We start from the raw sequence: 16,971 nt of genomic DNA on the forward strand, positions 1-16,971 counted from the left end.
CCGGAGGGTGACAAGATTCGGGGCATGGACGGCCGGGACGGGGCCCGCGCAGCGCTTAGGGTGGGTTCCCAGCCGAAGGAGAAGAGGAGCACATGCGGAACGTCGCTCGGACCTCGCTCGTCGACGCCGCGATCGACGAGCTCCGCCGGGAGATCGCCCGCGGGACGTGGCCGGTCGGGACGAAGATCCCGTCCGAGAGCCAGCTCGCCCAGAGCCTGGGCATGAGCCGGCTGTCGGTGCGCGAGGCGGTACGCGTCCTGGCGCACGCCGGGCTCCTGCACACCCGGCAGGGCGACGGCACGTACGTGACCGCGACCGACGAGTCCCGCGTCGCGCTGCGCCGCCGCCTCGACACGGCGGCCGCGATGGACATCATCGACGTGCGCCGCGGCCTGGACCTCGTGGCCGCCCGCCTGGCCGCCGGCCGCCGCACCGAGGCCGACCTGACCGCGCTGCGCGCGGCCCTGGCCCGCAGGGACACCGCCGCCAGGGCCGGCGACCTGGACGGCTTCGCCGACGCCGACGTCGAGTTCCACGTCCTGGTGGCCGGCGCCGCCCACAACGCGCTGCTCGCCGACCTCTACCGCGGCATGAGCGACGCGCTGCGCGACAGCGTCCGCGACCAGGAGGAGGCGGCGCTGGCGCCGGACGGCTCCCACGAGGAGCTGCTGCGCGCGATCGAGGCCGGCGACCCGTCCCGCGCGGTCGCCGTCTCGATCGCCATCCTCGACCAGCAGGAACGCGACCTCTGACCGGTCCCGGTCGTCGTCCCCCGGCCGGGTCGTCCTAGCCGGAGATGACGATGGTCTCGGCGGAGGGGTCGCGCGGCGGGTCGTCGTCCTCCCCGGTGGGTCTCTCGCCGGGGCGCCGGGTGGTGAGGCGGAGGGCCGCCGCCGTCAGTGCCGCGCCTCCCGCGGCGGCGATCACCAGGGTGTACGCGGGCAGCCCGCCCGCCGGCTCCGGCTCCGGGGGCGCGGCCGGGGACGGCGCCGGGGAGGGCGGGACCGCCGTCGGGGCGAGCCTCACCGTGGGTCCCGGGAGGTCGGGGAAGCCGGGGGGCCGCACGTCCTCCCAGTAGTCGCGTCCGTTGGTCACGAAGGCGGAGACCAGGTCCTTCGGCACGGGCTCGGCCTCCAGCGCGCCGGGCACGGACAGCGTCCCGACCGGGTCCGGCCGGAAGAGCCCCTGGATCCCCTCGATCCGCCACGTCCCCTCCGGCAGCACCACGGAGGCGGCGTAGTGCCCGGCCTCCGGCAGCGGGGTGCCCGGGAACATCAGGTTCCTGCCGTCGTCGCGGGTGAAGCGCAGCCCGGCCGTCCTCAGATCCCCCTCGAACGGGTGCGTGCCGTGCTGCAACACCCAGAACCCCAGCGTGTACGACGTGCCCGCCGCGAACGACCCCGGCGCCGGGTCCAGGGTGGTCGTCGCCCACCCTCCGGCCGCGCCACCGGCCCAGCCGCCGATCCAGCCGCCGATCCAGCCGGCGGCCAGCAGTGCCAGCATCCATCTCATGTGACGGGTACACCGGCGCCCTGGCGGAGGTTCCCGCGGCAAGCGACATTTCCCGTCGTGGGACGCCCATTTCCTGCCGCGACGCGCACAATGGGAAAGGCAGGGCGAGAATTCGGCGAGGAGCGAGGAGGCTGTCGCCGTGTCCGCCGCCGGACGCCGCTATCCCGACGCGATGCTCGACGTGCTCGTGTACGAGAACGTCCTGGTCGCGTGGCGGCGGACGCCGCTGGGCGGCTACCTGATCGTCTCCCACGAGGGCGAGGAGATCAGGCTGACCGCGCACCACGCGGACGTCTGGACGCGGGGCGCGTTCGCCGTCTACCTGGCGCTGGTCGACGCCCGCCGGATCACCCCGCGCATCCCCGGCGACCCGGCGCAGAAGTGACGGAGGGCGAAGGGCGCGCCGGTCACGGGTTGCGCGCGCGGCCCAGGATGTGCGTCAACGACGGGGCCGACGGCATCGGCCGGAAGGGGAAGCGCTCGCATTCCTCGACGGCCAGCCCGCTGTCGCGCACGGCGCGCTCGGTGTCCCGGCCGGGCCGGCAGCCGCCGCTCACCAGCCGCCACACCGGCGTGACGAGGTGCTGCAACAGCCCCACCAGCGGGTTGGCCGAGCGTACGTGCTCGAAGAAGCGCACCTCGCCGCCGGGCCGCAGCACCCGGCGCACCTCGGCCAGGACGGCCCGCTGGTCGGGCACCGAGCACAGCACCAGCGACAGCACCGCCGCGTCGAACCCGCCGTCCTCGACCGGCAGCGCGCCGCCGTGCCCGGCCAGCACCCGCACGGGCACCTTCGCCGTGCCCGCGGCCCGCTCGGCCAGGCTCCGCAGCACGTCGTCCGGCTCGATCGCGACGACCTCGCGCACCTCGGGCGGGTAGTGCGCGAAGCTCAGCCCGTTGCCGGCGCCGACCTCGACGACGCGCCCCGCCAGGCCGGACAGCAGCCGCCGGCGCAGCTCGCCGGTGCGTGCCTCAGCCTCGACGCTCATCCGGGCGTACACGCGGGCGAACCGGGGGTGCTGGAACCGCGACAGATCCTGCATGCCCCCACCGTAGGTCAGGATCTGCCGCGGTTCCCTCGGCGCGGCGCGACCGCCGCCCCATGCCCCTACCGTGTTCCCGCGCCGGAGCCGGCGCCGGTCAGGACGCCTTGTTGTTCATGAACTGCGAGATCTTCCACTGGCCGCCCTCCCGCACCAGCAGGAACAGCTCGCGGAGGTCGTTGTTGCCCTGCTTGGCCCGCGAGCGGACCACCGCGTGCTCCCCGCCCAGGTCGCTCGCCTCCTCGATGGTGTGCGTGGCCTGGGACAGGCCCTTCGAGCCCTTGAGCCGGTCCTGGAAGAGCGTGCGGACCGCGTTCGCGCCCGTCGCCGTGGCCTCCCCCTCCATGGCGACGACCGCGTCGTCGGCGAAGGCGCCCACGACCTGGTTGACGTTGCCCGACTTGAGCGCGCTGAAGTAGCCCTCGACGACCGAGCGCGCTTGGCCGCCCCCGCCGGTGCCGCTCGGCGTGGACGTGCCCATGTCGGTGCCGGTCGCCGAGGGCGAGCCGGAGTCCAGATCGGTGCCGGTCTCCTCCGGCGACATCATGGAGTCGGTGGGCGTGGCCGGACTCGCCGCGCCCTTCATGGCCTGCGAGTCACCGCCCCCGGCGCAGCCCGCCACGAGGAGGGCGGGGACGACGGCGGCCAGCAGGAATGACCTGCGTAGAGAAATCGTGCTCATGGCCGCTTTGATGCCCCCGCCGCCGATCACTGAATGCGCGGTTGAGGCACTTTCAACACGGCCTTTACCTGGCCGGGTAGTGACCCGATGAAATGACCCGAATCGCCGAGACCGTTCAGAGCTTCGATCGTTGCCAGCACGAGACCAGCCGGGCAGGAGCCCCCGATACCGTCGCTCCAGTGCCGCGAACCCAGGCGAACCCGGACCCCCTCCCCCAGCGTGAGGACGCCGAGCGTTGTGACAGCTTGGAGGCGGGCCGCCGCTGTGTCCTGCCGGCGGGCCACCGCAGCCAGCACGTGTACCCGCCCGCGGACGGCCTCGCCTCCTGACCGGAGCCGGGACGCCGGGCGCCGGGCTTCCGGGCGCCGGCTCCCGGACGTCAGACGCTGACTTCCACCGCGCCGCCCGCCACCCGCACCGGGTACACCGGCACGGCCACGCCGCGCTCGTCCAGGCACAGGCCGGTGGCCAGCGAGAAGACCTGCTTGTGCAGCGGTGAGGCCACCGTCGGCTCGCCCTTCCTGGTGCCGACGATGCCGCGCGAGAGCACGTACGCGCCGCTGAACGGATCGAGGTTGTCCAGCGCGTGCAGGCCGCCGTCGTAGGTGCGGAACAGCGCCACCTGCCGGCCCTCGACCAGCGCGCACACGCCGCGCTCCGGCAGCAGTTCGTCGTAGGCGCACACCGGCGTCCAGGCCGCGCTCATCGGGCCATCACCGGCTTGATCTGGCCGCGCTCGGTCCCGAACACGATCGACGGGTCGGGGACGCCCGGGGCGTTGACGAAGCTGACGAACCGGCGCAGCTTGCCCGGGTCCGCCAGGGTGGCCGACCACTCGTCGGCGTACGTGGCGACGTGGTGCGCCATCTGCGCGTCGAGGTCGGCGCAGATGCCCAGCGAATCCTCCATGATCACCTCACGCAGGTAGTCGAGGCCGCCCTCCAGCGACTCCAGCCACGCGGCGGTGCGCTGCAGCCGGTCGGCCGTGCGGATGTAGAACATCAGGAACCGGTCGATGGTCCTGACCAGCTCCTCGGTGGACAGGTCGGAGGCCAGCAGGTCGGCGTGGCGGGGCTTGAAGCCGCCGTTGCCGCCGACGTACAGGTTCCAGCCCTTCTCGGTGGCGATGATCCCGAAGTCCTTCGAGCGGGCCTCGGCGCACTCGCGGGCGCAGCCGGAGACCGCGGACTTCAGCTTGTGCGGCGAGCGCAGCCCCCGGTAGCGCAGCTCCAGCTCGATGGCCAGGCCCACCGAGTCCTGGACCCCGTAGCGGCACCAGGTCGAGCCGACGCACGACTTCACCGTGCGCAGCGCCTTGCCGTAGGCGTGGCCGGACTCGAACCCGGCCTCCACCAGCCGCCGCCAGATCTCCGGAAGCTGCTCGACGCGGGCGCCGAACAGGTCGATGCGCTGCCCGCCGGTGATCTTGGTGTAGAGCCCGAAGTCGCGGGCCACCTCGCCGATCACGATCAGCTTCTCGGGCGTGATCTCGCCGCCCGGGATGCGCGGCACGACCGAGTACGTGCCGTTCTTCTGGATGTTGGCCAGGAAGGCGTCGTTGGTGTCCTGCAACGCGGCCCGCTCGCCCTCCAGCACGTGCCCGTTGTGCAGCGAGGCCAGGATGGAGGCCACCGCCGGCTTGCAGATGTCGCAGCCCCTGCCCTGCCCGTGCTCGGCGATGAGCTGCGAGAACGTCGTGATCTCCCGGACCCGTACGATGTCGAACAGCTCGGCCCGCGAGTACGCGAAGTGCTCGCACAGCGCCTTGCTGACCTCGACGCCCGACTTCTCCAGCAGCTGCTTCAGCATGGGCACGCACGAGCCGCACGTCGTGCCGGCCCGGGTGCACGCCTTGAGGCCGGGCACGTCGGTGACGCCCTTGTCGGCGATGGCGGTGCGGACGTCGCCCGCGCACACGTTGTTGCAGGAGCAGACCTGCGCCTCGTCGGGCAGGTCCAGGCTCGCCCCCGCCCCGCTGAAGAGCAGGTCGGACGGCGCGGCGGGCAGCGCCTTGCCGACGAAGGGGCGCAGCGAGGTGTAGGGCGAGGCGTCGCCCACGCAGATGCCGCCGAGCAGCGTCCGCGCGTCGTCGCTGATGAACAGCCTCTTGTAGATCCCGCCCACCGGGTCCATGTAGGTGACGTCCAGCGCCCCGGTCATGGCCCCGAACTGCGCGACCTCGACGCCGAGCAGCTTGAGCTTCGTGGACAGGTCCGCGCCCTCGAACGCCGCCGAGCCGCCGGTGATCCGGTCGGCGGCGACCTCCGCCATCGTGTTGCACGGCCCCACCAGGCCGTAGATCATGCCGCCGGCCAGCGCGCACTCGCCGATGGCGTAGATCGACGGGTCGGAGGTGCGCATCCCGGGATCGACCACGACGCCGCCGCGCTCGCCCACCTCCAGCCCGGCGGCGCGGGCCAGCTCGTCGCGCGGCCTGATGCCCGCCGAGAACACCACGACCTGGGCGTCCAGCAGCGTCCCGTCCGGCTTGCGCAACCCGACGACCTGGCCCTCGCCGTCGGTGACGACCTCCTGGACGCCCGCCCCGGCGTGCACGCTCAGGCCCAGGCCCTCGATGTGCTGCCTGAGCACCGCGCCGCCGCCCTCGTCCACCTGGCGCGGCATCAGCCAGGGGCTCATCTCGACGATGTGCGTCTTCAGCCCCAGCGACCGCAGCGCGTCGGCGGCTTCCAGCCCGAGCAGGCCGCCGCCCACCACGACGCCCTCGGCCGCGTCCTTGGCGGCGGTCCTGATGGCGTCCAGGTCCTCGATCGTGCGGTAGACGTGGGCGTGCCCGGCGCCGGGCACCGGCGGCACGAACGGCGCCGAGCCGGTGGCCAGCACCAGCACGTCGTACGGCTCCGCCGCGCCGTCGGCGGTGAGCACGCGCCTGGCCTCGCGGTCGATGCCGGTGACCCGGGTGCCCAGCCGGGTGACGGTGCCCCCGGGCACGTCGTAGGTGAGGTCCTCCGCGCTGGTGCCCGCCAGGTAGGACGTCAGGTGCACCCGGTCGTAGGCGGGGCGCGGCTCCTCCCCGATCACGGTCACGCGCCCGTCGAAGCCCTTGGCCTGGAGGCTTTCGACGAACCGATGGGCCGACGGCCCGTACCCGACGACGACGATCTTCCTCATACCGAGATCCCTTCCTGCTCGCACAGCCAGCCGACGATGCCCTCCACGGCGTCGCGGCAGGTTCCGCAGCCGGTCGTGGCCCTGGTGGCGGCTGCCACGCCGGCCACGTCGCGGGCCCCGGCCTCCCAGCACGCCCTGATCTGGCCCTTGGTCACGTTGTTGCACTGGCAGACCTTGGCCGCGTCCGGCATGAGCGTCGGGCTGTCGGCCACGGGCGCCTGGGACAGCCCGGGGAACAGCAGCCCCGCCCGGTCGCCGGGCACCGGCCCGCCGCGGTCGAAGAGCTGGGTGAGCGTGCCGACGGCGTCGCTCTCGCCCAGCAGGATCGCGCCGACCAGCCGGCCGTCGCGGATGACGAGCTTGCGGTAGGTGCCGCGGGCCCGGTGGCTGAACCTGACCACCTCGGCGTGCTCCTCGGTGAGGTGCGTCTCGCCCATGGCGGCCAGCTCGACGCTCCTGGCCTTCAGCCGGGTGACCAGGCGGGAGCCGCGGTAGAGGGCCTTGCCGCCGGTGATGACGTCGGCGGCGACGGCGGCCTGCTCCCAGGCGGGGGCGACCAGGCCGTAGACGGTGCCGTCGTGCTCGGCGCACTCGCCGATGGCGAAGATCGACGGGTCGTCGGTACGCAGCTCGTCGTCCACGACGACGCCGCGGCGCACCTCCAGCCCCGCCTCGGCGGCCAGGCCGGTGACCGGGCGGACGCCGCAGGCCAGCACCACCAGGTCGGCCGCCACCAGCTCGCCGCCGGCCAGCCGGACGCCATCCTCCAGCACCGCCTCGGCGGTGACGCCGGTGCGGATGTCCACGCCGAGCCCGGCCAGCGTCTCGCCCAGCACCTGGCCGGCCTCGACGTCGAGCTGGCGCTCCATGAGGTGCCCGGCCAGGTGCAGCAGCGTGACCGGCAGGCCGCGCCCGGCCAGGCCGCGGGCGGCCTCGATGCCGAGCAGCCCGCCGCCGACCACCACGGCCCGGCGTGCGTGCTCGGCCGCGCCGAGGATGCGCTCGCAGTCGTCCAGGGTGCGGAACGGCACGGCCCGCCCGACGCCGGGGATCGGCGGCACCACGGCGTCGCTGCCGGTGGCCAGCACCAGCAGGTCGTACGGCTCGCGCCGGCCGCTCGCGGTGACCACGTGCCGGGTCTCCCTGTCGAGGTGCGCGACGGCGTCGCCGAAGACCGCCTCGACGTCGTGGGCGGCGTACCAGGAGGCGTCGAGCAGCCGCACCTGGTCGGGGCGGGAGCTGCCGGCCAGCACGTTGGACAGCAGCACCCGGTTGTACGGCTGGCAGGTCTCCGCGCCGAACACGGTGATCCTGATGTGGGGGTCACGGGCGCGTACCTCGCTGACCAGCCGCGATCCGGCCATCCCGTTGCCCACGACGACGAGCCTCATGAGTCCCTCTCCACCCTGACCGCGCAGACCTTGAACTCCGGCATCCTCGACGTCGGGTCGAGCGCCGGGTTGGTGAGCCGGTTGGCGCCCTCCCAGTGGAAGGGCATGAACACGGTGTCGCGCCTGATGGCGTCGCTGATGCGGGCGACGGCCTTGGCCTCGCCGCGCCTGCTGGTGACCCGCACCACGTCCCCGGCGGCGATCTCCAGCCGCTCGGCCAGGTCGGGGTGCAGCTCGACGAACGGCTCGGGCGCGGCCCGCACGAGCGCGGCGATCCTGCGGGTCTGCGCGCCGCTCTGGTAGTGGGCCAGCACCCGGCCGGTGCTGAGGTAGACCGGGTAGTCCTCGTCGGGCTCCTCGGCGGCGGGCCGGTGCCGGACCGGCACGAACCTGGCCCGGCCGTCCGGATGGGCGAAGCGGTCGAGGAAGGGGCGGGGCGTGCCCGGGTGGCCCGGCTCGGGGCAGGGCCAGAAGACGCCGTTCTCGGCGGCGATGCGCTCGTAGGTGATGCCGGAGTAGTCGGCGGGCCCGCCCGCGCTGGCCCGGCGCAGCTCGTCGAACACCTCGGCGGGGTCGCTCGCGAACCGGTGCCCCAGCCGCCCGGCCAGGCCGGCGATGACGTCGAGGTCGCTGCGCACGCCGTCGGGCGGGGCCGTGGCGCGCCGGCGCAGCAGCACGCGGCCTTCGAGGTTGGTCATGGTGCCGCTCTCCTCGGCCCACTGCGTGACCGGGAGCACCACGTCGGCCAGCGCGGCCGTCTCGGACATCACGAAGTCGCAGACCACCAGCAGGTCGAGCGCGCCGATCCGCCCGGCGACGTGCTCGGCGGCGGGCGCCGAGATCACCGGGTTGGAGCCGAACAGCAGCAGCGCCCTCGGCCCGTCCGGGGTGCCGAGCGCGTCGAGCAGCTCGTACGCCGACCGCCCCGGCCCCGGCAGCGACCCGGCCGGCACGCCCCACACGGCGGCCACGTGCTCGCGCGCCGCCGGGTCGTCGATCCTGCGGTAGCCGGGGAGCTGGTCGGCCTTCTGGCCGTGCTCGCGCCCGCCCTGCCCGTTGCCCTGGCCGGTGACGCAGCCGTAGCCGGAGCCGGCCCGGCCGGGCAGGCCGAGCGCGAGGGCCAGGTTGATGAAGGCGCTGACCGTGTCGGTGCCCTTGGACTGCTGCTCGGCGCCGCGCCCGGTCAGCACGTACGCGTTTCCGGCCGCGGCGAGGGCCCGTACCGCCTGCCGCATCTGGTGGACGGGCACCCCGGTGATCCGCTCGACCCGCTCCGGCCACCACTCGGACAGCGAGGTGCGCACCTCCTCGAAGCCGGTGGTGCGCGCGGCCACGTACTCCTCGTCCACCAGCGCCTCGGCGACGACCAGGTGCAGCAGGCCGAGGGCGAGCGCCAGGTCGGTGCCGGGGGTGGGCTGCAGGTGCAGCCAGGCCAGCCTGGCGGTCGAGCTGCGGCGCGGGTCGATGACGATCAGGCGCGGGCCGTCCAGGTGGCGGACGAACGGCGGCATGGTCTCGGCGACGTTGCCGCCGGCCAGCAGCACCACGTCGGCCCCGGCCAGGTCGGTGATCGGGAAGGGCATCCCCCGGTCCAGGCCGAACGCCCTGGTCGAGGCGGCGGCGGCCGAGGACATGCAGAAGCGGCCGTTGTAGTCGATCTGGCTGGTGCCGAGGGCCACCCGGGCGAACTTGCCGAGCGTGTAGGCCTTCTCGTTGGTCAGCCCGCCCCCGCCGAACACGGCCACGGCGTCGGGGCCGTGCTCGGCGCGGATGGCGGACAGCCGGTGGGCGACGTGATCGAGCGCGACGTCCCACTCCACCGGCTCGCCGTGCAGGAGGGGGCTGGTCAGCCGCTCGCCGCTGGTGAGCAGCTCGCCCGCTGTCCAGCCCTTCTGGCACAGCGCCCCCGAGGCGTTGGCCGGGATGTCGGTCCTGGGCCGGATGTCCAGCGCGGGGCCGATCTCCATGCCGCACTGCAGGGCGCAGTACGGGCAGTGCGTCTTCACCGGCTCGCCCACGGTCAGACCCTGGCGTGGGCGAGGCTGGCCACGACCCCGCTGCCGACCCTGCGGACGTAGCACCACCAGGTGAGCGCGAAGCAGGTGGCGTAGAAGACGCCGAAGGCGAGGAAGGCCGGGGCCGGCGAGCCGGCGGCGGCGAAGGCCATCCCGAAGGCCCGGTTGATGAGGAACCCGCCGAGCGCGCCGACCGCCGAGATGATGCCGAGCGCGGCCGCGGCCTGGCGCTTGCCGTGCAGCAGGGCCTCCTCGCCCTCGCCGCGCTCGGCCACGGCCTTGGCCTGGAAGATCGCCGGGATCATCCGGTACGTGGAGCCGTTGCCGATGCCGGCGGTCAGGAACAGCAGCTGGAAGGCGAGGAAGAACGCCCAGAAGCCGCCGGACTCGCTGGCCGTCCAGACCAGCAGGACGCCGCCGCCCATCACGGCGAAGCTCCACAGCGTGACCGGGGCGCCGCCCAGCCGGTCGGCCAGCCAGCCGCCGGCCGGGCGGACGAGCGAGCCGACGAGCGGCCCGGCGAAGGCGACGGCCGCGTACGGCGAGTCGGGGAACAGGCTCTTGCTCAGCAGCGGGAAGGCGGTGGAGTAGCCGATGAACGAGCCGAACGTCCCGATGTAGAGGAACGACATGATCCACGTCTGGGCCTTGCCCGCCACGGCGAGCTGCTGGCGCGGGTCGGCCTTGGCGGTGGTCAGGTTGTCCATGAAGAACCAGGCGCAGGCGGCGGCCACGACGATGAACGGGATCCAGAACCACCCGGCCGCGGCCAGCCCGAGCGAGCCGATCACCAGCGGCATGACGAGCTGCACGGAGCTGACGCCGATGTTGCCGCCGGCGGCGTTGAGCCCGAGCGCGAGGCCCTGCTTGCCGCGGGGGTAGAAGTAGGTGATGTTGGCCATGCTGGAGGCGAAGTTGCCGCCGCCGAACCCGGCGAGGGCCGCGATCACCAGGAACGCCCAGTAGGGCGTGCCCGGATCGCTGACCGCCACGCCGAGCAGCGCCGCGGGGATCAGCAGCAGCAGCGCGCTGGCCACGGTGAAGGTGCGCCCGCCGAACCTGGCGGGGCCGAAGGTGTAGGGCAGCCGCAGCGCCGAGCCGATCAGGTTCGGCAGCGCGACCAGCCAGAACAGCTCGTCGGTGGTGAACTCGTACGACCCCAGCCTGGTCGCGACGATGCTCCACAAGGTCCATACGGTGAAGCCGAGATGCTCGGCCAGGATAGAGAAGATCAGGTTGCGCCGTGCGACGCGCTTTCCTGTGCTCTCCCAGAAGGCTGGGTCATCGGGGTGCCACTCGGCGATCCAGCGCGCCATCGACCACTCCTACGTTCGGCGTCCGGGATCCTCACGGTAGGAAGCGGTCGTTACGCACTTTGACCCTGCGTGGCTGTGCGCCGGTTACATGTGATTCACCTCCGTAACATGCCACGCACATGCGTCACGCCGGAAACATGCGCGTAATCATCGGTTACACCCGCTTACCTGGGGTAACAGCACTCACAGCAAGGGGGGATAACCATGATCAAGATGCTGCACAAGATGGGCATCAAGTCCAACCACATGTACCTCGCGGGCCTCGGCTCCATCGGCCTGGCCTTCGCGAGCTGGTTCGCGTCCAAGAACGCCGAGCGGGCCGGCCTCGACCGGGCCGACCGGTGGGGGATCTTCATCGGCGAGTGGGCTCCGACCTTCTTCGCCATGGGCATCGCGCTGCGCATCGAGGAGACGCACAGCGAGATCGAGGAGTCCGGCATGGACGGCTACGGCCAGACCCAGGGGATGCGGAGCAAGTCGCACGCGGGGGTTTAACCTGGCCGTCACGCAGGTCACGTCACCGTGCGTGACCTGCGTGACCTCCCTTCCGGTGGCCGCCGCTCAGCGGGCGCGGCCGGCCAGCCGCCGCAGGGGCTCGTCGGTCAGCCGGTACGTCAGCCACTCGTCCTGCCGGACCGCGCCCAGCTTCTCGTAGAAGCCGATGGACGGCTCGTTCCAGTCGAGCACCGCCCACTCCAGGCGCTGGTAGCCGCGCTCGGCGCAGATGCGGCCCAGCTCGCCCATCAGCGCCAGGCCGAGGCCGCCGCCCCGGTGCCGCGGGCGCACGTACAGGTCCTCCATGTGGATGCCGTGCGTGCCGCGCCAGGTGGAGAAGGTCAGGAACCACAGGACGAAACCGGCGATCTCGCCGTCGGCCTCGGCAATGTGCGCGAAGACGGCCGGCCGGTCGCCGAACAGGGCGGCACGCAGGTCCTCCTCGGTGGCGCGCACCTCGTGGGCGGCCTTCTCGTACTCGGCCAGCTCGCGGATCAGGGAGAGGATGGCGGGGACATCGCCGGGGGTAGCGGGACGAATCATGACCACCAGCGTACGGGCAGGTCAGCACCGCTCCCGGCCCGGGCGGCGCCCGCCGGGAGGGCGGGCGCCGGGCCGTCACCAGCGGTGGTGCACCTGGGGGCGGATCAGCTCGTCGTAGACGCCCGCGACCGCCTCCAGCGTCGCGGCCGGCAGCGGGGCCAGCCCGGCGGCGGCCGCGTTGGCGACGGCCTGGGCCGGGTTGCGGGCGCCGGGGATCACCACGGAGACGCCCTCCTGGTCGAGGATCCAGCGCAGCGCGAACTGCGCCATCGTCGCGCCCTCCGGCACCAGCGGGGCCAGCCGGCGGACCGCCTCCAGGCCGGTGGAGAAGTCCACGCCCGAGAAGGTCTCCCCGACGTCGAACGCCTCGCCGTGCCGGTTGAAGGAGCGGTGGTCGTCGGCCGCGAACGTGGTGTGCTCGTCGTAGCGGCCCGACAGCAGGCCGCTGGCCAGCGGGACGCGGGCGATGATGCCCACCCCGGCGGCACGCGCGGCCGGCAGCACCCGCTCCAGGGGCTTGAGGCGGAAGGCGTTGAGGATGATCTGCACGCTCGCCACGCCGGGGCGGGCGATGGCGGTCAGCGCCTCCTCGCAGGTCTCCACGCTGACCCCGTAGGCGGCGATCTTCTCCTCGGCCACCAGGGTGTCGAGGGCGTCGAAGACCGCGTCGGTGGAGTAGACGGGCGTCGGCGGGCAGTGCAGCTGCACCAGGTCGATCGTGTCCACGCCGAGGTTCTGGCGGGAGCGCTCGTTCCAGGCGCGGAAGTTGGACATCACGTAGGTGGCGGGGATCTGCTCCATCCGCCGGCCCATCTTGGTGGCGACGGTCAGGCCGGGGTGGCCCTTGGCGAAGCGGCCGACGATCTGCTCGCTGCGGCCGTCGCCGTAGACGTCGGCGGTGTCGATGAAGGTGACGCCCGCGTCCACGGCCGCCGACAGCGTGGCGAGGGCCTCGTCCTCGGAGACCTCGCCCCAGTCGGCGCCGAGCTGCCAGGCGCCGAGGCCGATGACGCCGACCTCGCGACCGGTGCGTCCCAATATGCGGTGTTCCATCAGAGTGGCTCGCTTCCTTTGCGTACTGTCTCGTATTTCACCACGTCGCGCGGCACTCCTCCGAGTTGAGTAGGGGCCTACTCATCCCTGGAGCGGGCGGGCGCGCCTAGCCTGCCGCTGAGGCCGGGAGGTGCGCGATGCGGTACGGGACGGCGGCTCGGATGCTGGTGGCGGGCGTGCTGGCGGCCGGGGCCGCCGTGGCCGCCGTGCCGGTCCTCCCCGGGGCCGCCGTCGCCGTGGCGCCCGCGTCACCGGAGCCGCCCGTGGACAGCTCCTTCCCCACGGACGAGCTCACGCCGGACGTCACCCCGGCCGACACCCCGGCCGACACCCCCACCCCCGACGAGACCAGGACCTGCGAGCCGCTGTCGGGCACCCACGACGCCGTCCCGATGGGCCATCCGCCCGACGTCATGGGCCTGACCAGGGACGTCGCGACCGCCGTGCTGGAGCAGGACGGCTTCACCGTGACCGCCAGGCCCTCCGGGGCGGCGGGCGGGGCCACCGTGACCGACCAGACGCCGACCCACGAGGAGCTGGTGGCCTGCGGCTCCGACGTCACCATCGACCTGGAGACGCCGATCACCCCTCCCCCGCCGGTGGTCAGGCAGGTCGTGGTGCCCGACCTGCACGGGCTCACCAGGAAGGCGGCCCGCGCCCGGCTCGACGACGCCGGGCTCGAACTGGCCGTCGGCGGCGGCAGGTCCGGCCGCGTGAGCGACCAGGACCCGGCCGCCGGCAGCCTCGCCGACCCCGGCGACACGGTCACCGTCACGCTGACCGGGACCACCGGGCCGGGCGCCTCCCCCAGCCCGGCGGACACCGTCCCCACCGGGAACGCCGGGAGCGAGGTCATCGACCCCGACGAGCGCGACGCCTCGGGCGGCCTGACGGCGCCCGTCGGGCTGGCGGCCGTCGTGGCCGTGCTGGCGGCGGGCGGCTGGGCGCTGCGCAGGGCCCGGCGGCGCCCCGGCGAGCGGGCGGACGAGCGGGTGAACGAGCGGGCCGGCACGCTCGTCTGCGTCGCCCACGCCGACCCGGACCCGCACCTGGAGATCCGCGACCTTGCGCCCGCCCTGCGGATCGAGCTCGTGTGCCACCACGACGGGGGCCTTCAGGAGATCAGGGAGATCGTACGGTGACCGTCACCTTCACCACCCACCCCAGCACCGCCGACCTGCTGCTGAGCGCCGACCCCGAGCGTGCCCGCGCGGAGCTGGCCCGCGCCCTCGACACCCAGCGGGTCCTCGACGGGACCCGGCACCTGCTGCACACGCCGCCCGAGGTGCTGACGGGCGAGGCCGCGCGGGCCGGGGTCGAGCTGCTGCGGGGCATCGACCTCGGCTCCGTCCTGCTGAACGGCTGGGTGAAGTACCGCAGGCTGCGCGAGGCCGCCCGGTACACCCTCGACAACCCGGGCGCCGGTCAGATGGTGCCGCTGGCCGAGCACGAGATCGTCTCCGAGCACAAGCCGTACATCGAGGTGCGCCTCGACGGGCAGCCGGTGGCGCGGCTGAACTGCGGCGTCAACCTGGTGCTGCACCTCACGTTCGTGCAGGCCAGCGTGCGGGCGGGGCGGCTGGTGCGGCTGACCGGCGGCGACTGCGCGGTCTCGATCGTGTTCAAGATCGAGGGGGTCGAGGTGGGCAAGGCCCGCCTCGTGGCCGTCACGCTGCCGCTCAACCGCGACTTCGGCGACGGCATCCCGCTGCTCAGGCAGGCCAGGACCGCGAGCTGACCCGTTCCCGGTCCTGGCCCCCTGGTCGCCGCGGGCGGTCGCGAGGCCGTTGACGGCGTCGTACATGGCGGCGCCGACCATCGCGTACGTGCGGGCGGCGTCGGAGTCCGGGGCCCGGTGCGCCCGGCCGCGCACTGCCCGATCGGGTCAGGCGACGGTACGGCGGCCGTCCGGTTCCGGCCACGCGCCCGGACCGGGGCTCGGGCGGGGGCCGGGGTGGTGGCTGGGGTGGTGGCTCGGGCGGTGGGTGCCGAGCGTCCTGGTCAGGACTCGCAGCGCGCGGCGCAGCGTGACGGTGTCCAGGTGGCCGTAGTACAGGACGAGGCCGTTGCCGAGGACGTGCGCGCCGCCGCGCCGCTGGTGGAAGGCGCCGAGCCCGGCCACCGCGACCCGCCGCTCCAGCAGCTCCGCCACCACCGCGCCGGCCTCGATCCCGTCCGGGAGCAGCAGGGTCGCCGAGATGCCGGTGTCCGCGCCGAGCAGGCGGACCCCGGGGTAGGCCGCCAGCGCCTGCCGAACGAGGGCCCGCTTGGCCGCGTACAGGGCGGCCAGCCGGTCCGCCCGCCGCGTCACGGCTCCGGAGGCGAGCAGGTCGGCCACCGCGAGCTGGCAGGTGAACGACGGCTCCCCGGGCCCGGCGCCGTCCTCCTGCGGACCGGCCCAGCCCCGCGGGACGACCGCGAACGCCAGCCGCAACGCCGGGGTCAACACCTCACAGAAGGACCCCACCATCCCCACGGTCCCGCAACCCGCCATCCCCGCCGTCCCCGCCCCCGGCACCCCCGCTCCCTCCCGGCCCGCTCCCGCTTCCGCTCCCGCCGGGCCCACTTCCGCCCGACCCCTTCCTGCCCGGCCCGCTCCCGCCAGGTCCGCCGGGTCGCCGTTCGCGAGTGCCAGCACGCTGGGCAGCGGGTTCACGCCCGCGTCGAACAGGCCGTCGAAGGCCGGCTCGATCACCAGCCCTCCGCTGCCGCGCGCCCACGCCGCCAGGGCCCGACGCCGCTGGAGCGGCATCCGCGTGCCCAGGGGGTTGCCGCGTTCCGGCAGTACGGCGACCACGTCGCAGCCGCGCGGGATCAGGTCGGGCCGGGCCCCGGCCCGGTCGGCGGGCAGCGGCAGCACCGTGCCCAGGCGGGCGTAGGCGGCCCTGAGCCGCGGCGGCGCGGGATCCTCCAGCGCGATGACCGGCCGGCGCCCGTGCCCCCGCCCGTGCCCCTGCCCCCGCCCCTGCCCGTACCCCTGCCCGTACCCCCACCCGCGCAGCAGGAGCTCCAGCGCCTCGCCGTACCCCGCTGCGACCAGGATCTCGTGCCGGTCGAGCACCAGGCCGCGGGTCTCCCTCAGGTGCGCCGCGATCACCGCCCGCAGCTCCGGCAGCCCTCCGGCGGGCGGCTCGTCGGCGGGCGGCGCGTGGTGCCCGGCCCGCCGCCAGGCCGCCCGCCACGCGGCCAGCGGGAACGCCTGCGTGCTCGGCCGCTCCCTCCGCAGGTCGATGAGGTCTCCGGACGGCGGGCGCCCATCCCCGGACCGATCGCCAGGCGAGCCACCGGAGGGGTCATCGGACGGGCCACCGGACGGGCCGTCGAGCGAGCCACCGGACGGGCCACCGGACGGGCCACCGGACGGGCCACCGGACGGGCCGTCGAGCGAGCCACCGAGCGAGCCACCGGGCGAGCCACCGGGCGGGGCCGGCTCGGCGCCGGCGACGTACGTGCCCGCCCCGTGCCGCCCCTCGACGCACCCGTCGGCGAGCAGCCTCTCGTACGCCGCCAGCGCCACCCCCCGCGAGATCCCCAGCACCGAGGCCAGGGTGCGGGTGGACGGCATCCGGGCGCGGGGCGCGAGCCGTCCCGCCAGGATGGCCGACTTGAGCTGGCCGGCGAGCTGGGCCTGCAGCGGCTCGGCCAGCCCCCGGTCGAGGTGGATCGGCACGTTGAGTCGTTGCGGACTACGCATGTGGACGTTCCCCCTGAAGCGGTCGAAACGGACCCCGTCACCCTGGGGGCGTGCCATCCCGTTCCATCTCCAGGGGGAAGCGCCGGCGGGAGGAG

At 74.1% G+C, this 16,971-nt stretch carries 16 protein-coding genes; 5 read left to right on the forward strand and 11 right to left on the reverse strand.

What is annotated here, in order from left to right; all coding sequences use genetic code 11:
• Window positions 1-92: 92 nt before the first annotated feature.
• On the forward strand, window positions 93-752 hold the full coding sequence (locus AB0H75_RS14425) for a FadR/GntR family transcriptional regulator (protein WP_367795881.1): 660 nt from the start codon (window positions 93-95) through the stop codon (window positions 750-752).
• Window positions 753-786: 34 nt separating this feature from the next.
• Here the strand turns inward: AB0H75_RS14425 and AB0H75_RS14430 are convergent, their stop codons facing one another.
• Window positions 787-1,503 carry a hypothetical protein gene (locus AB0H75_RS14430; RefSeq protein ID WP_367795884.1) on the reverse strand — a complete coding sequence of 239 codons (717 nt, stop codon included), beginning with the start codon at window positions 1,501-1,503 and terminating at the stop codon, window positions 787-789.
• A gap of 148 nt (window positions 1,504-1,651) precedes the next feature.
• Between AB0H75_RS14430 and AB0H75_RS14435 the strand changes: the two genes are divergently transcribed.
• Window positions 1,652-1,897 carry a hypothetical protein gene (locus AB0H75_RS14435; RefSeq protein WP_367795887.1) on the forward strand — a complete coding sequence of 82 codons (246 nt, stop codon included), beginning with the start codon at window positions 1,652-1,654 and terminating at the stop codon, window positions 1,895-1,897.
• A gap of 22 nt (window positions 1,898-1,919) precedes the next feature.
• Here the strand turns inward: AB0H75_RS14435 and AB0H75_RS14440 are convergent, their stop codons facing one another.
• The 7 genes from AB0H75_RS14440 to AB0H75_RS14470 all read right to left on the reverse strand — a co-directional run bounded on the left by AB0H75_RS14440 (window position 1,920) and on the right by AB0H75_RS14470 (window position 11,091).
• A complete protein-coding gene (locus tag AB0H75_RS14440) occupies window positions 1,920-2,555 on the reverse strand; it encodes a class I SAM-dependent methyltransferase (protein WP_367795890.1) in 636 nt (211 codons plus the stop codon).
• 97 nt (window positions 2,556-2,652) lie between these two features.
• Window positions 2,653-3,237, reverse strand: coding sequence for a nuclear transport factor 2 family protein (locus AB0H75_RS14445; protein ID WP_367795893.1), 585 nt, complete (start codon window positions 3,235-3,237; stop codon window positions 2,653-2,655).
• A gap of 379 nt (window positions 3,238-3,616) precedes the next feature.
• Window positions 3,617-3,943, reverse strand: a complete 327-nt coding sequence (gene nirD, locus AB0H75_RS14450; protein ID WP_367795896.1) for a nitrite reductase small subunit NirD — start codon at window positions 3,941-3,943, stop codon at window positions 3,617-3,619.
• Complete coding sequence (nirB, locus tag AB0H75_RS14455) at window positions 3,940-6,369, reverse strand: nitrite reductase large subunit NirB (RefSeq protein WP_367795899.1); 2,430 nt, start codon at window positions 6,367-6,369, stop codon at window positions 3,940-3,942. The genes nirD and nirB overlap by 4 nt, the downstream gene beginning before the upstream one ends.
• Window positions 6,366-7,760: an FAD-dependent oxidoreductase gene (locus tag AB0H75_RS14460; protein WP_367795902.1), complete on the reverse strand. Its 1,395-nt coding sequence runs from the start codon at window positions 7,758-7,760 to the stop codon at window positions 6,366-6,368. Before AB0H75_RS14460 ends, nirB begins: the two co-directional genes overlap by 4 nt.
• Window positions 7,757-9,778 (reverse strand): molybdopterin oxidoreductase family protein, encoded by a 2,022-nt coding sequence (locus tag AB0H75_RS14465; RefSeq protein WP_367795905.1) that lies wholly within the window; start codon window positions 9,776-9,778, stop codon window positions 7,757-7,759. Before AB0H75_RS14465 ends, AB0H75_RS14460 begins: the two co-directional genes overlap by 4 nt.
• A gap of 2 nt (window positions 9,779-9,780) precedes the next feature.
• On the reverse strand, window positions 9,781-11,091 hold the full coding sequence (locus AB0H75_RS14470; protein ID WP_367795907.1) for an MFS transporter: 1,311 nt from the start codon (window positions 11,089-11,091) through the stop codon (window positions 9,781-9,783).
• Window positions 11,092-11,295: 204 nt separating this feature from the next.
• On the opposite strand from AB0H75_RS14470, the gene AB0H75_RS14475 reads away from it, so the two are divergent.
• Window positions 11,296-11,586 carry a hypothetical protein gene (locus tag AB0H75_RS14475; RefSeq protein ID WP_367795910.1) on the forward strand — a complete coding sequence of 97 codons (291 nt, stop codon included), beginning with the start codon at window positions 11,296-11,298 and terminating at the stop codon, window positions 11,584-11,586.
• 66 nt (window positions 11,587-11,652) lie between these two features.
• On the opposite strand, the gene AB0H75_RS14480 is transcribed toward AB0H75_RS14475, so the two are convergent.
• Window positions 11,653-12,129 (reverse strand): N-acetyltransferase family protein, encoded by a 477-nt coding sequence (locus tag AB0H75_RS14480; protein WP_367795913.1) that lies wholly within the window; start codon window positions 12,127-12,129, stop codon window positions 11,653-11,655.
• Between the two features lie 75 nt (window positions 12,130-12,204).
• The gene (locus AB0H75_RS14485) at window positions 12,205-13,182 is read right to left on the reverse strand and encodes an aldo/keto reductase (protein ID WP_367795916.1); all 978 of its coding nucleotides are present in this window, start codon (window positions 13,180-13,182) and stop codon (window positions 12,205-12,207) included.
• A gap of 137 nt (window positions 13,183-13,319) precedes the next feature.
• On the opposite strand from AB0H75_RS14485, the gene AB0H75_RS14490 reads away from it, so the two are divergent.
• Window positions 13,320-14,324 (forward strand): PASTA domain-containing protein, encoded by a 1,005-nt coding sequence (locus AB0H75_RS14490; RefSeq protein WP_367795919.1) that lies wholly within the window; start codon window positions 13,320-13,322, stop codon window positions 14,322-14,324.
• Window positions 14,321-14,920: a hypothetical protein gene (locus tag AB0H75_RS14495; RefSeq protein ID WP_367795922.1), complete on the forward strand. Its 600-nt coding sequence runs from the start codon at window positions 14,321-14,323 to the stop codon at window positions 14,918-14,920. The genes AB0H75_RS14490 and AB0H75_RS14495 overlap by 4 nt, the downstream gene beginning before the upstream one ends.
• A 147-nt stretch (window positions 14,921-15,067) precedes the next feature.
• Here AB0H75_RS14495 and AB0H75_RS14500 read toward each other — a convergent pair whose 3' ends face one another.
• Window positions 15,068-16,876: a PLP-dependent aminotransferase family protein gene (locus AB0H75_RS14500; protein ID WP_367795925.1), complete on the reverse strand. Its 1,809-nt coding sequence runs from the start codon at window positions 16,874-16,876 to the stop codon at window positions 15,068-15,070.
• Window positions 16,877-16,971: the final 95 nt, after the last annotated feature.

Origin of the sequence: Nonomuraea sp. NPDC050783 (assembly GCF_040802095.1) — a bacterium.
GTDB lineage: Bacteria > Actinomycetota > Actinomycetes > Streptosporangiales > Streptosporangiaceae > Nonomuraea.

What these genes read in the sequence shown, in the direction of transcription:
- AB0H75_RS14430 (WP_367795884.1), bottom strand. Translation starts at nt 1,503, where the DNA reads ATGCTGGCACTGCTGGCCGCCGGCTGGATCGGCGGCTGGATCGGCGGC.
- AB0H75_RS14460 (WP_367795902.1), bottom strand. Translation starts at nt 7,760, where the DNA reads ATGAGGCTCGTCGTCGTGGGCAACGGGATGGCCGGATCGCGGCTGGTC.
- nirB (WP_367795899.1), bottom strand. Translation starts at nt 6,369, where the DNA reads ATGAGGAAGATCGTCGTCGTCGGGTACGGGCCGTCGGCCCATCGGTTC.
- AB0H75_RS14485 (WP_367795916.1), bottom strand. Translation starts at nt 13,182, where the DNA reads ATGGAACACCGCATATTGGGACGCACCGGTCGCGAGGTCGGCGTCATC.
- AB0H75_RS14490 (WP_367795919.1), top strand. Translation starts at nt 13,320, where the DNA reads ATGCGGTACGGGACGGCGGCTCGGATGCTGGTGGCGGGCGTGCTGGCG.
- AB0H75_RS14440 (WP_367795890.1), bottom strand. Translation starts at nt 2,555, where the DNA reads ATGCAGGATCTGTCGCGGTTCCAGCACCCCCGGTTCGCCCGCGTGTAC.
- AB0H75_RS14480 (WP_367795913.1), bottom strand. Translation starts at nt 12,129, where the DNA reads ATGATTCGTCCCGCTACCCCCGGCGATGTCCCCGCCATCCTCTCCCTG.
- AB0H75_RS14475 (WP_367795910.1), top strand. Translation starts at nt 11,296, where the DNA reads ATGATCAAGATGCTGCACAAGATGGGCATCAAGTCCAACCACATGTAC.
- AB0H75_RS14425 (WP_367795881.1), top strand. Translation starts at nt 93, where the DNA reads ATGCGGAACGTCGCTCGGACCTCGCTCGTCGACGCCGCGATCGACGAG.
- nirD (WP_367795896.1), bottom strand. Translation starts at nt 3,943, where the DNA reads ATGAGCGCGGCCTGGACGCCGGTGTGCGCCTACGACGAACTGCTGCCG.
- AB0H75_RS14500 (WP_367795925.1), bottom strand. Translation starts at nt 16,876, where the DNA reads ATGCGTAGTCCGCAACGACTCAACGTGCCGATCCACCTCGACCGGGGG.
- AB0H75_RS14445 (WP_367795893.1), bottom strand. Translation starts at nt 3,237, where the DNA reads ATGAGCACGATTTCTCTACGCAGGTCATTCCTGCTGGCCGCCGTCGTC.
- AB0H75_RS14470 (WP_367795907.1), bottom strand. Translation starts at nt 11,091, where the DNA reads ATGGCGCGCTGGATCGCCGAGTGGCACCCCGATGACCCAGCCTTCTGG.